At 71.5% G+C, this 13,902-nt stretch carries 13 protein-coding genes; 12 read left to right on the top strand and 1 reads right to left on the bottom strand.

The annotated features are described in order from the left end of the window. The first annotated feature begins 86 nt into the window (after positions 1-86). Positions 87-842 (top strand): SDR family NAD(P)-dependent oxidoreductase, encoded by a 756-nt coding sequence (locus BCD49_RS30435; RefSeq protein WP_442960534.1) that lies wholly within the window; start codon positions 87-89, stop codon positions 840-842. 323 nt (positions 843-1,165) lie between these two features. Here BCD49_RS30435 and BCD49_RS30430 read toward each other — a convergent pair whose 3' ends face one another. Further along, positions 1,166-1,864, bottom strand: coding sequence for a TetR/AcrR family transcriptional regulator (locus tag BCD49_RS30430; RefSeq protein ID WP_007508492.1), 699 nt, complete (start codon positions 1,862-1,864; stop codon positions 1,166-1,168). 254 nt (positions 1,865-2,118) lie between these two features. Here BCD49_RS30430 and BCD49_RS30425 point away from each other — a divergent pair, with 254 nt between their 5' ends. The 11 genes from BCD49_RS30425 (at position 2,119) to BCD49_RS30375 (ending at position 13,901) form a co-directional block, all read left to right on the top strand. After that, positions 2,119-3,606: an aldehyde dehydrogenase family protein gene (locus BCD49_RS30425; RefSeq protein ID WP_007508494.1), complete on the top strand. Its 1,488-nt coding sequence runs from the start codon at positions 2,119-2,121 to the stop codon at positions 3,604-3,606. After that, positions 3,596-3,868, top strand: coding sequence for a ferredoxin (locus BCD49_RS30420; protein ID WP_232794218.1), 273 nt, complete (start codon positions 3,596-3,598; stop codon positions 3,866-3,868). The genes BCD49_RS30425 and BCD49_RS30420 overlap by 11 nt, the downstream gene beginning before the upstream one ends. Further along, positions 3,865-4,356: a nitroreductase family deazaflavin-dependent oxidoreductase gene (locus tag BCD49_RS30415; RefSeq protein WP_007508498.1), complete on the top strand. Its 492-nt coding sequence runs from the start codon at positions 3,865-3,867 to the stop codon at positions 4,354-4,356. Before BCD49_RS30420 ends, BCD49_RS30415 begins: the two co-directional genes overlap by 4 nt. Positions 4,357-4,394: 38 nt before the next feature. Then, the gene (locus BCD49_RS30410; RefSeq protein ID WP_007508501.1) at positions 4,395-5,651 is read left to right on the top strand and encodes a cytochrome P450; all 1,257 of its coding nucleotides are present in this window, start codon (positions 4,395-4,397) and stop codon (positions 5,649-5,651) included. Beyond that, a complete protein-coding gene (locus BCD49_RS45370) occupies positions 5,648-6,256 on the top strand; it encodes a Zn-ribbon domain-containing OB-fold protein (protein WP_241832427.1) in 609 nt (202 codons plus the stop codon). The genes BCD49_RS30410 and BCD49_RS45370 overlap by 4 nt, the downstream gene beginning before the upstream one ends. Continuing rightward, positions 6,243-7,403, top strand: a complete 1,161-nt coding sequence (locus BCD49_RS30400; protein WP_007508504.1) for a thiolase family protein — start codon at positions 6,243-6,245, stop codon at positions 7,401-7,403. Before BCD49_RS45370 ends, BCD49_RS30400 begins: the two co-directional genes overlap by 14 nt. A 106-nt stretch (positions 7,404-7,509) precedes the next feature. Further along, positions 7,510-8,664: an amidohydrolase family protein gene (locus BCD49_RS30395; protein WP_007508506.1), complete on the top strand. Its 1,155-nt coding sequence runs from the start codon at positions 7,510-7,512 to the stop codon at positions 8,662-8,664. Between the two features lie 117 nt (positions 8,665-8,781). Further along, positions 8,782-9,996 carry a CaiB/BaiF CoA transferase family protein gene (locus tag BCD49_RS30390; protein ID WP_007508507.1) on the top strand — a complete coding sequence of 405 codons (1,215 nt, stop codon included), beginning with the start codon at positions 8,782-8,784 and terminating at the stop codon, positions 9,994-9,996. Between the two features lie 202 nt (positions 9,997-10,198). Next, positions 10,199-11,569 carry an ABC transporter substrate-binding protein gene (locus tag BCD49_RS30385; RefSeq protein WP_071042185.1) on the top strand — a complete coding sequence of 457 codons (1,371 nt, stop codon included), beginning with the start codon at positions 10,199-10,201 and terminating at the stop codon, positions 11,567-11,569. A gap of 239 nt (positions 11,570-11,808) precedes the next feature. After that, positions 11,809-12,765, top strand: a complete 957-nt coding sequence (locus BCD49_RS30380) for an LLM class flavin-dependent oxidoreductase (RefSeq protein ID WP_241832426.1) — start codon at positions 11,809-11,811, stop codon at positions 12,763-12,765. Between the two features lie 44 nt (positions 12,766-12,809). After that, positions 12,810-13,901, top strand: a complete 1,092-nt coding sequence (locus BCD49_RS30375; RefSeq protein ID WP_035930444.1) for a phosphotransferase family protein — start codon at positions 12,810-12,812, stop codon at positions 13,899-13,901. Position 13,902 lies beyond the last annotated feature (1 nt).

The following is a 13,902-nucleotide window of genomic DNA, read 5'->3' as shown; positions in this document are numbered from 1 at the left end:
CCACCACTAGAATTTAGTTCCAGCAATCTGGCCAGGACCGGAGCACGGGAGCGAGGAGCGGCGTGGAGATCAGTGGCGCGGTAGCGATGGTCACCGGCGGCGCGTCCGGGCTGGGAGCGGCGACCGCTCGGCTGCTCACGGCGCGCGGGGCGCGTGTCGTGGTCGCCGACCGGGACGACGCCAGGGGCGAGGCCGTCGCCAAGGAGGTCGGCGGCGTGTTCGCGCACGTCGACGTCACCTCGACCGCCGACATCATCGCCGCGACCGAGCTGGCCAGGACGCTTGGCCCGGTGCGCGCTCTGGTGAACTGCGCGGGCATCGGCTGGGCGGCGCGCACCATCGGCCGGGACGGCACCTACGAGTCCGCACACAGCCTCGACGCGTTCCGCAAGGTCATCGAGGTCAACACGATCGGCACGTTCGACTGCATCCGGATCGTCGCGACGGCCATGTCGGCCACCGAGCCGCTCTCCGCCGACGGGGAACGTGGCGCGATCGTCAACACCGCGTCCCTCGCCGCCTTCGACGGTCAGATCGGCCAGGCCGCCTATTCCRCGTCCAAGGGTGGCGTCGTCGGCATGACGCTGCCCGTCGCCCGCGACCTCTCCGTCATCGGCGTCCGGGTGAACTGCATCGCCCCCGGCCTCATCGACACCCCGATCTACGGAGAAGGTCCAGGGTCCGAGGCGTTCAAGGACAAGCTGAAGCGCGACGTCCTCTTCCTGCACCGCCTCGGCACCGCCGACGAGTTCGCCTCCCTCGCCGTCGAGCTGCTCACCAACAGCTACCTGAACGCCGAGGTCATCCGCGTCGACGCCGGCGCCCGCCTTCAGCCCAAGTAGACCGGGCGCACCAGGTCCCCCGCGCACGACGGCGCAGGCAGCCGCTCTCTCGCCGATCTTCATCGACCCAGCGCGAAGGTCCGGTCCACATACCCATTCGGTGATCTTCAACGCGCCCAGAAGATGGACCACCCCATGATCACGATCCGGGTTCGCATAAGTCGGACAAAAAGGTCAACGGCCCGCCAACCCGCATACCCAAACAGCGATCATGGCGCGGGCTTCACCCCCCGAGGGGCAATGATCGCTGGTTGTGTATGGGAACTGGCATTGGCTGACGCCGAGGCCTCGATGGTCACGTTTCGCCGTTCGGTGGACGCCGGTCAGACGGGCGGGGCAGGGGTGGCGGCCGGCTGGTCGAGCACGAAGGCGTCGGACAGCAGGTGGAGCCATTTCGCCACCATCGCGTCGGCGTCCACGGTGGCCGGGTCGACGCCGGCGGTGGCGAGGCCGATCGGGCGGAACAGCCGCCAGCCGAGAGCCACCACCTGCAGGAAGGCCGCGAAGACCCGCGCCTCGTCCTCCGGCACCTCGCGGTCGTGCTGGTGCGCCTCGCGGGAGATGATCCCGGCCACCTGGTCCTGCGCGGGCGAGTGGCCGAAAACATCGAAGGAATAGCCGCCTTCTAGCGCGGCCCAGCCCATGATGCGGCCGATGCTGCCGTCCGACGTCGTCAAGAACATATCGATGACGTCGGCGAGCGCCTCCACGTGTTCCAAACGGTCCGCCGACCGCGCCGCGACGCGCTGGTAAACCTCGCGCAGCAGATCCTCCCTGGTACCGAGGTACTGATAGACGAGGCCGAAGTTCACCCCGGCCGCGTCCGCGATCTCGCGCAGCCGCACATTGGCTGGTCCCTGCTCGGCGATCAGCCGCTGCGCCGCCTCGAGCAGCGCCTCCCGCACCTCCGCGCGGCCGCGCGGCCGGCGCGCGGGGACGCCCGCCTCGGACGCCTCCGAGGCAGCCAAGGCAGCCGACGCGGCCGTGCCCGCGGGCTCTGAGGTGTTGCCGGCAACTCCCACGGGTGGATCGTAAGCCGCCCATCCCCCACCCGGCGCCRCCCGCGGCAGCCTCTTGCGTGGCTCTAGTCACATGGCTATAGTCACCCGACTAGAGCCGACGATGACCCGTCGGGGTCCTCAGAAAGCCTCGTTACGACACGTCTCGAAACACGCGCCAACGAGGCGCGCGGCGTGCCGTTGATTCGCCGTGGCGGCTATTGCGCGCGCCGGCGATTCCTCGTGGCAGATTCATGCTCAGGGACCGGAGTCCACCTGTGGCCGACCATCTCAGTTTTACGCAGCTCTTTATCGACGGGTTACCCGTCGACGGGGCCGCCGAGCCGCTCGGCGTCGAGGACCCGGCGACCGAGGAAACCTTCACCACCGTGCCCACCGCGTCGCTCGCACAGGTGGACGCGGCGATCGAGGCGGCCCGGCGCGCGTTCGAGCGAGGCGCGTGGAGGCGCCAGCCCGCCGGCGAGCGGGCGGCCGTGCTCGCGCGGATGGCCGACGTTCTGGCCGGGCGGCGCGCCGAGCTCATCGAGACGGCGATCCGGGAGACCGGCTCGACGGGCCTCGTCGCGCAGTGGGCCCAGGTCGACATGGCACTGGAGCACGCCAGGGCGCTGCCGGAGCTGTTCGCGACGTTGCCCGAGTGGGAGCACAACGAGCTGCCGCTGACCGAGTCGCTCGACCCGACCGGCCGCGACGTGGTGCTCAGCATCCGCCGCTACGAGCCGTGCGGCGTGGTCGCGGCGATCACTCCGTACAACTTCCCGCTGCAGACGAGCGTGTGGAAGGTCTTCTCCGCGCTGGCGGCCGGCTGTTCGGTCGTCCTTCGGCCAAGTCCGCTGACGCCGCTCACCGCGCTGGCGCTCGGCGCCGCCGCGGCGGAGGCGGGCCTGCCTCCCGGCCTGCTGAACGTCGTCGTCGAGGCCGGTTCGGCCGGGGCGGAGTTGCTCACCACGGACCAGCGGGTCGACTGCGTCTCGTTCACCGGGTCGACCGACGTCGGCCGGCGCATCGCCGCGCAGGCGGCGCCGACGGTGAAACGGCTCCTGCTGGAGCTCGGCGGCAAGTCGGTGCAGTTGTACCTGCCCGACGCCCTCGGGCCGGGCAGGCTCGAGAGCGGGGTCACAGGCGTCTTCGGGTCGATGGCCGGCCAGGGCTGCGCGCTCCAGACCCGGGTGCTGGTGCCCAGCGAGAGCCTGGCGGACGCCGCCCTGCGGGTGGGGGACGTGGCGCGGTCGCTGCGCGTCGGGCACCCGCGCGACCCGGAGACGGTCGTCGGGCCGGTCATCTCGGCGGCGCAGCGCGAGCGGATCGAGCGGCTGGTCGCGGCCGGCGTCGACGCCGGGGGGACGCTGGTCGCCGGTGGCGGGCGCCCGGCCCATCTCGACGTCGGCTACTACGTCGCGCCGACCGTCCTGCTGGTCGACGACAACCGCAACCCGCTCGCCCAGAGCGAGGTCTTCGGCCCGGTCGTGACCATTCAGGGCTACGACGACCTCGACCACGCCGTCGACATCACGAACGACTCGGAGTACGGCCTGTCGGGCGGCGTCTACACCGGCGACCTGAGGCTGGGCCTGAGCCTCGCCGAGCGGATCCGGTCCGGCACGGTGCAGGTGAACCGGGGCGCCGCGAACGCGTACACGCCGATGGGCGGAGTGAAGCAGAGCGGCATCGGCCGTGAACGTGGCGTCGCGGGATTCCGGGAGTACCAGGAGATCAAGCACGTCGTCGTCTCCGGTGCTCGCTGAGGACCTGGCACGCCGAGGACCGGGAGCGGCGACGGAGAACAAGGACGGGAGCGGCGAGATGGAGAACGTGGAGCTCGATGTCCAGGTGGACCGCGAGCTGTGCATGGGGTCGGGATCGTGTGCCTTCCACGCGCCGGCGACGTTCGATCTCGACGACGAGATGAAGGTCGTCGTGCTGGCCGGAGGCGACCCGGGCGCCGCCGTCGACGCCGCCGTCGACTCCTGCCCGTCGGGGGCCCTGCGACGAAGGGAAACGCCATGACGGACAACGTCACGGACAACGTCACGAAAGAAGGCGCGGGTGCGGGCTCGGGTACGGGCTCGCCGGGCTACACGGCGCCCGACCTGGCGCTGCTGGGCGAGGAGCACGTCCGGCGTTACCTGGAGACCGGGGGCGCCGTCGGCCACACCTGGAACGGCGTCACCTGTCTCGTCCTGTGGACCGTCGGCCGGCGAAGCGGCCAGCGCCGCGTGACACCGCTCATCTACGCCCACGACGGCGACGCCTGCGTCGTCATCGCCTCCCAGGGCGGGGCGCCGGTCCACCCGGGCTGGTACCACAACATCGTCGCCGAGCCGCGCGTCGAGGTGCAGCTGCTGGCGGACCGGTTCGAGGCACGGGCGCGCACCGCCGAGGGCGAGGAGCGCGAGCGGCTCTGGAAGCTCATGGCCGAGCACTGGCCGAACTACGACGAGTACGCGAGACGCACGTCCCGGCGCATTCCCGTCGTGGTCCTGGAACGCGCGTGACGAAACCGGGACTCGGACATGACAAGGGCTGACCTGACATGAGCGACATCGTGACGCTGGACCCGCGGCGGATCCGCGAACTGTTCGACCTGCGCAGCGACGTGTACGCGTCCCGGGGTGGCTCGTTCGAGAAGGACCCGTACCCGGACTTTCACCGGCTGCGGGAGACGGGCCCCGTTCACCCCGGCGTCCTCGGGCCGCTCGTCGGCTACCACGGCGAGGGGTTCTTCCAGGGGCTCCCCTTCCCGGAGCTACCGCATTTCTCGGTCTTCGACTACGCCACCTGCCAGGACGTCCTGCGCGCCGGCGACACGTTCGTCTCCCGGCCGACGGCCCCCGGCCCCGAGCTCGACATGGCCGACTCGGTCATGCTCTATTTCGACGGCGACCGGCACCGCCGCTACCGGGCGCTCGTCCAGGGGTCGTTCGTGCCCAAGCGCGGCCCCTGGTGGACCGAGCGCTGGGTCCGGGCAACGGTGGACGCCCTCATCGACACGTTCGAGAGCAACGGGCGGGCGGACCTCAACGTCGAGTTCTGCGCCGCGATCCCCCTGCTGACGATCTGCGGCAGCTTCGGCGTGGGCGCCGAGGACGCGCTGCGCATCCGCGAGGCGGCGACCTCCGACGGCCGCGACCGGGCCGTGCTCGCTGAGATCCTCCTGCCCATCATCAGGGCGCGGCGGCTCGAGCCGAAGGACGACATCATCAGCGTGCTCGTCCAGGCCGAGCTCACCGAGGACGGCACCCGCCAGGCCCTGTCCGACACCGACATCCTGGGCTTCGCCCTCCTCCTGCTGGCCGCGGGCTCGGGCACGACCTGGAAGCAGATGGGCATCACGCTGCTCGCGCTGCTGACCCACCCGCACTCGCTGGAGGCCGTCCGGGCGGACCGGGCGCTGCTGCGCCCGGCGATCGAGGAGTCCCTGCGCTGGCTGCCGACCGACCCGATGTTCTCCCGCTACGCCCTCCGGGACACGGAGCTCGGTGGGGTCGCGATCCCGGCCGGCTCGGTGGTGCACCTGTGCTTCGCGGCGGCGAACCGCGACCCGGCCCGCTGGGAGCGCCCGGACGAGTTCGACCCGTCCCGCCCGCCGGGTGCCCACCTCGGCTTCGGCGGCGGCCCGCACATCTGCCTGGGCATGCACGTCGCCCGGGCGGAACTCCACACCGCCATCGACGCGCTGCTCGACCGCCTGCCCGGCCTGCGCCTCGACGAGGACGCCGAGCCGCCGAAGATCGTCGGGATGTACGAGCGGGGACCGACGTCGGTGCCGGTGGTGTGGGAGACCCGATGACCGAGCAGACGTCGAACGAGCAGGCGCCGCCCGGGTCGACGCTGGTCGTCGAGGCGTTCGAGCGGGTGGCGCCGCCGCTGACCGAGCGGACCGCCGCGTTCTGGACCTCCGGCGCGGACGGCGTGCTGCGGATCGCCCGCTGCCACGACTGCGGGCGTTACCTGCACCCACCGCGGCCGACCTGCCCTGCCTGCCGGGGACGCGACGTCGGGTTCACACCGGTCTCCGGCCGCGCCGTGGTGTGGTCGTGGACGGTGAACCGCTACGGCTGGGTGCCGTCGATGCCGCCGCCGTACGTGGTCGCCGACGTCGAACTCGTCGAGCAGCCCGGCCTGCGGCTGCTCACCAACGTCCTCGACTGCCCGCCCGAGTCGATGCGCGTCGGCCTGCCAGTACGGGTCTGCTTCAGCAAGGTCGGCGACGCGTACATACCGCTCTTCCGGCCGGAGGCCGGCGATAGGCACAGCCGGCCGGAGGCCGGCGATGGGCACAGCCGGCCGGAGGCCGGCGATGGGCACAGCCGGCCGGAGGCCGGCGATGGGCACAGCCGGCCGGAGGYCGGCGATGGGCACAGCCGGCCGGAGGTCGGCGATGGAGCGGGCTGAGGGTCGGGCGGTCGTCAGCGGGGTGGGGCGGTCGCGGATCGGGCGGCGGCTTGGGGTCGATCCGTGGGAGCTGACCGCGGACGCGGCCCTGGCCGCGATCGCCGATGCCGGGCTTACGGCTGACGACATCGACGGGGTGTCGACCTATCCGGGGGCGTTCTGGTCGACGCCGGGGATCACCGGCGCCGGCGTCGATGACGTCCGGTCGATGCTGGGGCTGAAGACGCGCTGGCACACCGGCGGCGGCGAGCTCGCCGGCCAGCTGGGGTCGGTGGTCAACGCGGTCCTGGCCATCGCCACCGGCTTCGCGACCCATGTCCTGTGCTTCCGGACGGTGTGGGAGTCCACCGCGCAGCAGGGCTTCGGCAACCGCGCCGCGACACTGCTGAGCGGCGGCGGCACATCCGGCCAGCCGGTGCGTTTCGGCCGCGAGCTGACGCAGTGGACCACCCCGTTCGGGATCGGCTACCCGAGCCACGCCGCGCTGGACATGCAGCGACGCATGGAGCTGGCCGGCGCCACGCGGGAGCAGTTCGCCCAGCTGGCGCTCGCCGCTCGCCGCTACGCGGCGCGCAACGAGTCCGCGGTCTACCGCGAGCCGCTCACGCTCGACACGTACCTGAACGCTCGGATGATCTCCGATCCGGTCTGCCTCTATGACTGCGACGTTCCGGTGGACGGTTCGGTGGCCTTCGTCGTCTCCAGCGTCGCCCAGGCCGCCGACCCCGCCCGCGCGGTCGCGTTCGAGGCGCTCGGCAGCGCGTCCGGCTTCGACGAGGCGGCGGCGATGATGTGGGCGCGTACCGACCTCAAGCCGGCGGACGTCGACGTCGCGCAGGTCTACGACGGGTTCACGGTCTATGCGATCCGCTGGCTGGAGGCGCTCGGCTTCTGCGGTCGCTACGAAGGCACCGCCTACCTCGACGGAGGCGAACGCATCGGCCCGGACGGCGAGCTGCCGACCAACACCGGTGGCGGCCAGCTCTCCGGCGGCCGGCTGCACGGGTACGGCGGCCTACTCGAGGCGTGCCTGCAGCTGCGCGGCGAGGCCGGCGCCCATCAGCTCGCCTCCGGTCCCCAGGTGGCCGTCGTGACGAGCGGCGCCGAGCAGTTCACCTCCTCGCTGCTCCTCGGCGCGCCCCGATGACCGCCATCCGAGCCACCGCCATCCGAGCCACCGCCGCCCGAACCGCCGCCGCCCGAACCGCCGCTCAAGTCCTTGCCCGAGCCGTCACCCGACAGGAGCAATGCTGATGTTGCCCGAGTCCACGAAGATCATGTCGGCTGACGATCACATGATCGAGCCGGCGCACCTGTGGGTCGAGCGCGTGCCCGCACGGTTCCGCGACGCCTGCCCGCGCATCGTCGAGGTCGACGGCCGCCAGGCCTGGCTCTACGAGGGTGAGCTCACCTACATCCCGATGGGTTCCTGCCGGGCGTTGCCCGGCTTCTCCGAGGCCGGCTACCCGCCGGCGCCGGGCACCGCCCGTTACGACGAGATCCGGCCCGGCTGCTACGACCCCGACGAGCGGCTGAAGGACATGGACATCGACGGCGTGTGGGGCCAGCTGTGCTTCCCCAACTACGCCCGCTTCGCCGGCCACCGGTTCTTCCTGAACGTGTCCGACCCCGAGCTCGCGCTCGCCTGCCTGCGCACCTACAACGACTACCTGCTCGACGAGTGGTGCGCGACCGACCGCGACCGGCTCTTCGGCGCGGCGATCCTGCCCCTGCACGACCTCGACGCGGCGGTCGCCGAGCTGAAGCGGGTGCTCGCGAAGGGCGCCCGGACGATCGCCTTCTCCGAGAACCCGACCGTGCTCGGCCTGCCGTCGGTGCACACCGACCACTGGGACCCGCTGTGGGCGGTCATGAACGACGCGGAGATCCCGGTGTGCATGCACATCGGCAGCTCGTCGCGGCTGATGACGACGTCGGCGGACGCCCCGCCGCCGGTGCTGGTCGCGCTCCTCGGGGTGAACTCGATGATGACCTGCGCCGACTGGCTGTTCAGCGGGATCCTGGAGCGTTTCCCCCGGCTGAAGGTGGTGCTCTCCGAGGGTGGCGCGGGCTGGATTCCCTACATCCTGGAGCGCGCTGAGAAGGCCTTCCATGACAACCGGATCAGTACGGACGTCACCATCGGCCAGGCCGGCGCGAAGGAATCTCGCCCGCCGCGCGAGGTCTTCGCCCGGCACATGTACGCCTGCCTCGTCGACGAACGGTTCGCGCTGCGCAGCCTCGGCGACGTACCCGTCGACAACCTGCTCTTCGAGGGCGACTACCCGCACGGCGACGGCCTGTGGCCGAACAACCGCGCTTACCTGGAGAAGACGCTCGCCGACGTCCCGGCCGCCGACGCCGTAAAGATCGCCGAAACAAATCTTCGCGCCCTGCTGCGCGCCTGACGGGCATTCGACTACTCGGCTGTCGCCATACGCCGTAGCAAAAGCCCGACCACCGGTTGCCCAGTCACCGGCCCATGTCTGGCGCCCTGAACATATACCCGCCCGTTAGGGAGTGGCATGCCGTACAACCTGCTCGCCGGAGTACGCGTCGTGGAGGCGTCGATGTACGCCTTCGCGCCGTCGGCCGGCGCGGTGCTCGCCGACTGGGGCGCCGACGTGATCAAAGTCGTGCCGCCCGGAACCCTGGACCCGATGAACGGAAATCCCGTCGCCGGGCTGCCCGACCGCGAGGTCGGCGTCGCGTTCATGTGGGAGATCACCAATCGGGGAAAGCGGTGTGTCGGCGTCGACCAGCGCACCGACGGGGGCCAGCGGGTGATGGCCGCGCTGGTCGGCTCGGCCGACGTCTTCATCACCAACCTGCTGCCCAGCGCGCGGCGCCGTTTCCGGGTCGACGTCGGCGACCTCACCGCCGTCAAGCCGGATCTCGTCTACGCCAGGGCCAGCGGGCACGGCCCGCGCGGGCCGGAATGCGACGCCGGCGGTTTCGACCACACCGACTTCTGGGCCCGCACCGGCATGGCCCACGCGGCGAGCCAGGTCAGCGAGGAGTTCGTGCCGCAGCCGGGCCCGGCGCTCGGCGACCTCGCCTCCGGCGCGTTCCTCGCCGGCGGCATCGCGGCCGCGCTGTTCCGCCGGGAGCGCACCGGCCACGGCGCGGTGGTCGACGTCTCGCTCCTGTCGTCGGGGATGTGGATGTTCTCGCCCGGCGTGGTCGCGAGCCAGCTCTACGACGTGGACGCGATTCCGCGCAACCGGCACCGCCACCTGCCGAACCCTTTCGTCGCCGCCTACCTGACCCGCGACGGCCGGCTCGTCTACCTGTCCGGTATCCAGACGGAGAAGCACGTCGAGGAGTTCTTCCAAGCCGCGGGGCGGGCGGACCTGCTCGCCGACCCGCGGTTCGCGACGGCGGCGGCCCGGGCCGAGAACGCGGCGGCCTGCATCGGGGTCCTCGACGAGATCTTCGCGGACCGCGACCTGGCGTACTGGACCGAGCTGCTCGGGCGGCTCGCGACGCCATGGTCGCTGGTGCAGACCGCCCAGGAGGCCGCGAACGATCCTCAGGCCCGGTCGAACAACTTCGTGACGACCGTGCGGAAGGGTTCCCAGGAGTACCCGCTCGTGGCCAGTCCCGCACAGTTCGACGACGTGCCACCGGCCCTGGCACCGGCCCCCGCGCACGGCGAGCACACCGACGAGGTCCTGTTGGAGCACGGCTTCACCTGGGACGAGATCATGGGCTTCAAGGAGGCCGGCGCCGTTCTGTGAGAACGGAAACAGAAGCAACTCCCGCATTCCTTTCCCGTACGCCTTTCCTGTACGCCTTTCCAGTAGTTCCGCTCCATTAATTCCGCCCGTCACCATGACAGGAATCGCGCGGCCCCGGCCGGATCGATCCGCTCGGCTGGAAATCCTCAGCCAGCACACGCGGTCTCGTCCGCCCGGGCCTGCGACACAACGGAGGTTCAACGTGCGAAACACCCGAAGACTCGCTTCCACGGCTGCCATCGCGGGCCTTTTATTCACCGCCGCCGCGTGCGGCGGCGGCGATGACGGCGGCAGCGACGGCGGCGCGAAGCCCACGGCGTCGACGCAGGCGCTCGGTCCCGACGCGTTCAAGCCGGGGCCGGACTCGGGCTGGACCAACAACGGCGTCAAGGTCGACCCGGCCAAGCTCGACTGCGCCACCCCGGGCGGCGAACCGGCCCGCGGCGTGACCGACACCGAGATCAAGGTTGGCGGCCTGATCAGCCAGTCCAGCACGAGCGGGCCGATCAACACCGGGATGGACGTCGGCGCAAAGGTCCGGTTCAGTCGCGAGAACGACGCGGGCGGCGTCAACGGACGCAAGATCAACTTTATCGGCGCACGTGACGACGGCTCCGACGCCGCCCGGACGTTGACCCAGGCCGAGTCCCTCGTCGCCGACGGCGTCTTCGCGGCCGTGCCCGCCGTCGTCCGCACCGGCAACTTCCTCGACTCGTTCTGCAAGAGCGGGACGCCGTACTTCGGCTGGGGTGTCGCCGCGCCTTACTGCGACAGCGCCATCGGCTTCGGGGTGACCGGCTGCCTGGTGGCCGAGGCGGACTCGCCAGCACTCACGACCACGTGGGCGATGGCCGCGAGCGGCATTCTCGGCGGCAGCGCGGGCAAGAGCGTGGCGTTCATCGGCGTCGACATCGACTCCGCGAAGAACGGCATCAACCTCGCGGCGAAGGGCGTCAAGGTGGCCGGGTTCTCCGTCCCCTACTCCAAGAACCCGGTGCCGGCCTCCGGGCTCACCGACCCGACGGCGCTCGTCAACGACCTGATGCGCGCCGACAAGGGCGCCCCGCCGGACCTGATCGTGACGATCGTGGACTTTGCCCCGGCGCTCAAGCTCATCGACGCGCTGCGGGCGGCGGGCTACCAGGGCAAGATCCTGACACCGCTCGGCTACGACCCGCGGCTGACCGGTCTCAAGGACCTCGACGGGACCTACACGCTGGTCCAGTGGGCACCCGCTGAGAGCGGCTCGGCCGCCGACGACCAGCTCAAGGCGGACTTCGCCAAGTACGCCCCCGACCAGGCGATCGGCCTGACCGCCATGGCCGGCTACTGGACGGCGGACTTCTTCATCGACGCGCTCAAGAAGACCGGGAAGGACCTCACCMTCGCGAACCTGCTCAAGACGCTGAACGGCGGCAGCTACAGCTACCACGTCCCGGGTGCGGTCGGCGAGACCCAGTGGCCGGTCAACCACAGCACATCAGTGCCGTGCGCCTCCGTGGTCCAGCTGACCGGTGGCAAGTACGAGCAGACCGTGAAGCTCGCCTGCACGCCGCTCTTCCCGAACAACTGATGCGACCGTTCCCGATCCGGGCGGCGCGTCGACCGCCGGCCCTACGGTCCGCCCGGGCCGCAGCGGCCACGGCCACCGACCGGCCCGGATCGGGAACGAACGGAGGGCGCCCGGTGACACACGCGCACCCGGCAACGCGGTCGGCGCAACCAGCACAGTCCGCACAGCCAGTGACACAATCAGCACAGCCAGCGACACAGTCCGCGCGGTCGGCACGGTCCATCCTCGCGGCAGACCAGGTGACCATCGGCTGCCTCGCCCCGCGCACGGGAGACAGGGTCGCCGAGTTGGAGGACGCGGGCGCCGACGCGCTGTGGGTCGGCGGGCATGTGGCCTCGCCGAACGGCAGCGCCGAGGCGATGGTGTGGCTGGCAAGACTGTCCGCCCAGGCTCGGCGGGCAGTCATCGGATCAGCCGTGCTGCTACTGCCGCTCTACCAGCCGGCGATCGTCGCGAAGCAACTGGCCGACCTCGACGTGGCCACCGACGGCYGGATCGCCCTCGGCATCGGGGTGGGAGGCGAATATCCCGTCGAGTTCGAGGCCTGTCAGGTCCCGCTGGCCGGCCGGGGCGGTCGCACCGACGAAGCGATCGGCCTCGTGCGCGAACTGTGGAGCGCGCAGCCAGTCACGTGGCCGGGGCCGTTGTTCCCCATGGCGGGGGTAAGAGTGCAACCGGCGCCCTGCCAGCCCGGTGGGCCACCGGTCATCGTCGCGGGGCGGCAGCCCGCCGCGATGCGGCGCGCCGCGCTACTCGGCGACGGTTGGATGCCGTACTTGTTCTCTCCTGAGCGCTACGCCCGCTCGGTCGCCACCGTACGGGMCGAGGCGGACGCGGCCGGCCGGTCGCTGGACGAGTTCATCTGGGCGGCCTACGTCCCGTTCGTCATCGACGACGACGTATCCCGCGCCCGTCGCCGGGCCGCCGAGTTCCTCGGCGGCACCTACCGCCAGGACTTCGCCGCGATGATCGACCGGGTCGCCGTCACGGGCACTCCGGCGCAGGTCGCGCGGCGCCTGGCTGACTACATCGAGGCGGGCGCGCGACATCTCGCCCTGATGCCCGCCACCCGAGAGGGAGAGCACGACATGCTCCTGCAGGTCCTGACCGACATCGCGCCGCAGCTGCGCGCGGGCGGCCCGCGGCCCGCGGCCGGCGCCGCGCCGTCATCCACCGGCACCGGAGCCGCGCGATGACCCCCGCCGGGGATCACGCCACCGGCGCCGCGCCGGCCGGCACCATGTCCACCGCCACCGCCACCGCATCCACCGCCACCGTGCCGCCGGTGCCCGACACCCTCGAGCGGATGCTGTCGCCTGACTGGCTGACCGCGGCGCTCGGCCACCGGTTCCCCGGCATCGAGGTCACGGCGGTCACGCCCGGGCCGGTCATCAGCCGCGTCGCCACGAACGCCCGCTTCCGGATCACGTGCGCGGACGGCACCGCTCCGGCGGGGTTGTCGGCCGATCTCTGCGGCAAGGGCTACTTCACCGAGGCCGGCCGCGCCTTCCGGCAGGCGGGCGAACCGGAGGCCTGTTTCTATCGGGACGTGGCCGCCGCCGCCGGCCTGCGCACGCTGCACGCCGTGTACGCCGACTTCGACCCGTCGACCCACTACGGCGTCGTCATCACCGAGGATGTCGTCGCCGAGGGCGCCACCTTCCTCGACGCGCTGTCCGCGTACACCCCGGACCAGACGGCCGAAAGCCTGACCCAGCTCGCCGCGCTGCACACCGCGACCTGGTGCGACCCGGCGCTCGCCGACGCGCGCTGGGTCGCTCCCCGGCTGTCCAGCTACCTCGTGCAGCGCGGGGCCGACGAGATCCGGATGAACTACGACGGCCCGATCGGCGCGGGCGTCCCGGTCGAGATCCGCGACGCCGACCGGCTCGTCGCCGCCTACCGGCGGCTGGCCCTCGACGCGGCCGCCGCGTCGCCCTGGTCGCTGATCCACGGGGACCCGCACGTCGGCAACGTGTACCTGGACGCGGACGGTCGCCCGTCGTTCCTCGACTGGCAGCTGGTGCAGCGCGGGCCGTGGTACCTCGACGTCGGCTATCACCTCGCGTCCGCGCTGACGGTCGACGATCGCCGCCGCACCGAGGAGGACCTGGTCCGGCATTACCTGGACCAGCTGCGCGCCGGCGGCGTCGACGCGCCGTCCCTGGACGAGGCCTGGCTCGGCGTGCGCCGGGGCTTCGTCCACGGGTTGTTCCTCTGGGGCATCACGCTCAAGGTCGACTCGGCGATCACCAGCACTCTGCTGGCGCGCCTCGGGGCCGCGGCCGCCGACCACGACGCCCTCACCACCGTCCTCAACGACAAGGAGTAGC

The sequence above is a fragment of the Pseudofrankia sp. EUN1h genome, assembly GCF_001854645.1.
Lineage (GTDB): Bacteria > Actinomycetota > Actinomycetes > Frankiales > Frankiaceae > Pseudofrankia > Pseudofrankia saprophytica.
Note: the sequence above shows the minus strand (reverse complement) of the source record. Positions and strands in the feature narration are given on the sequence as shown.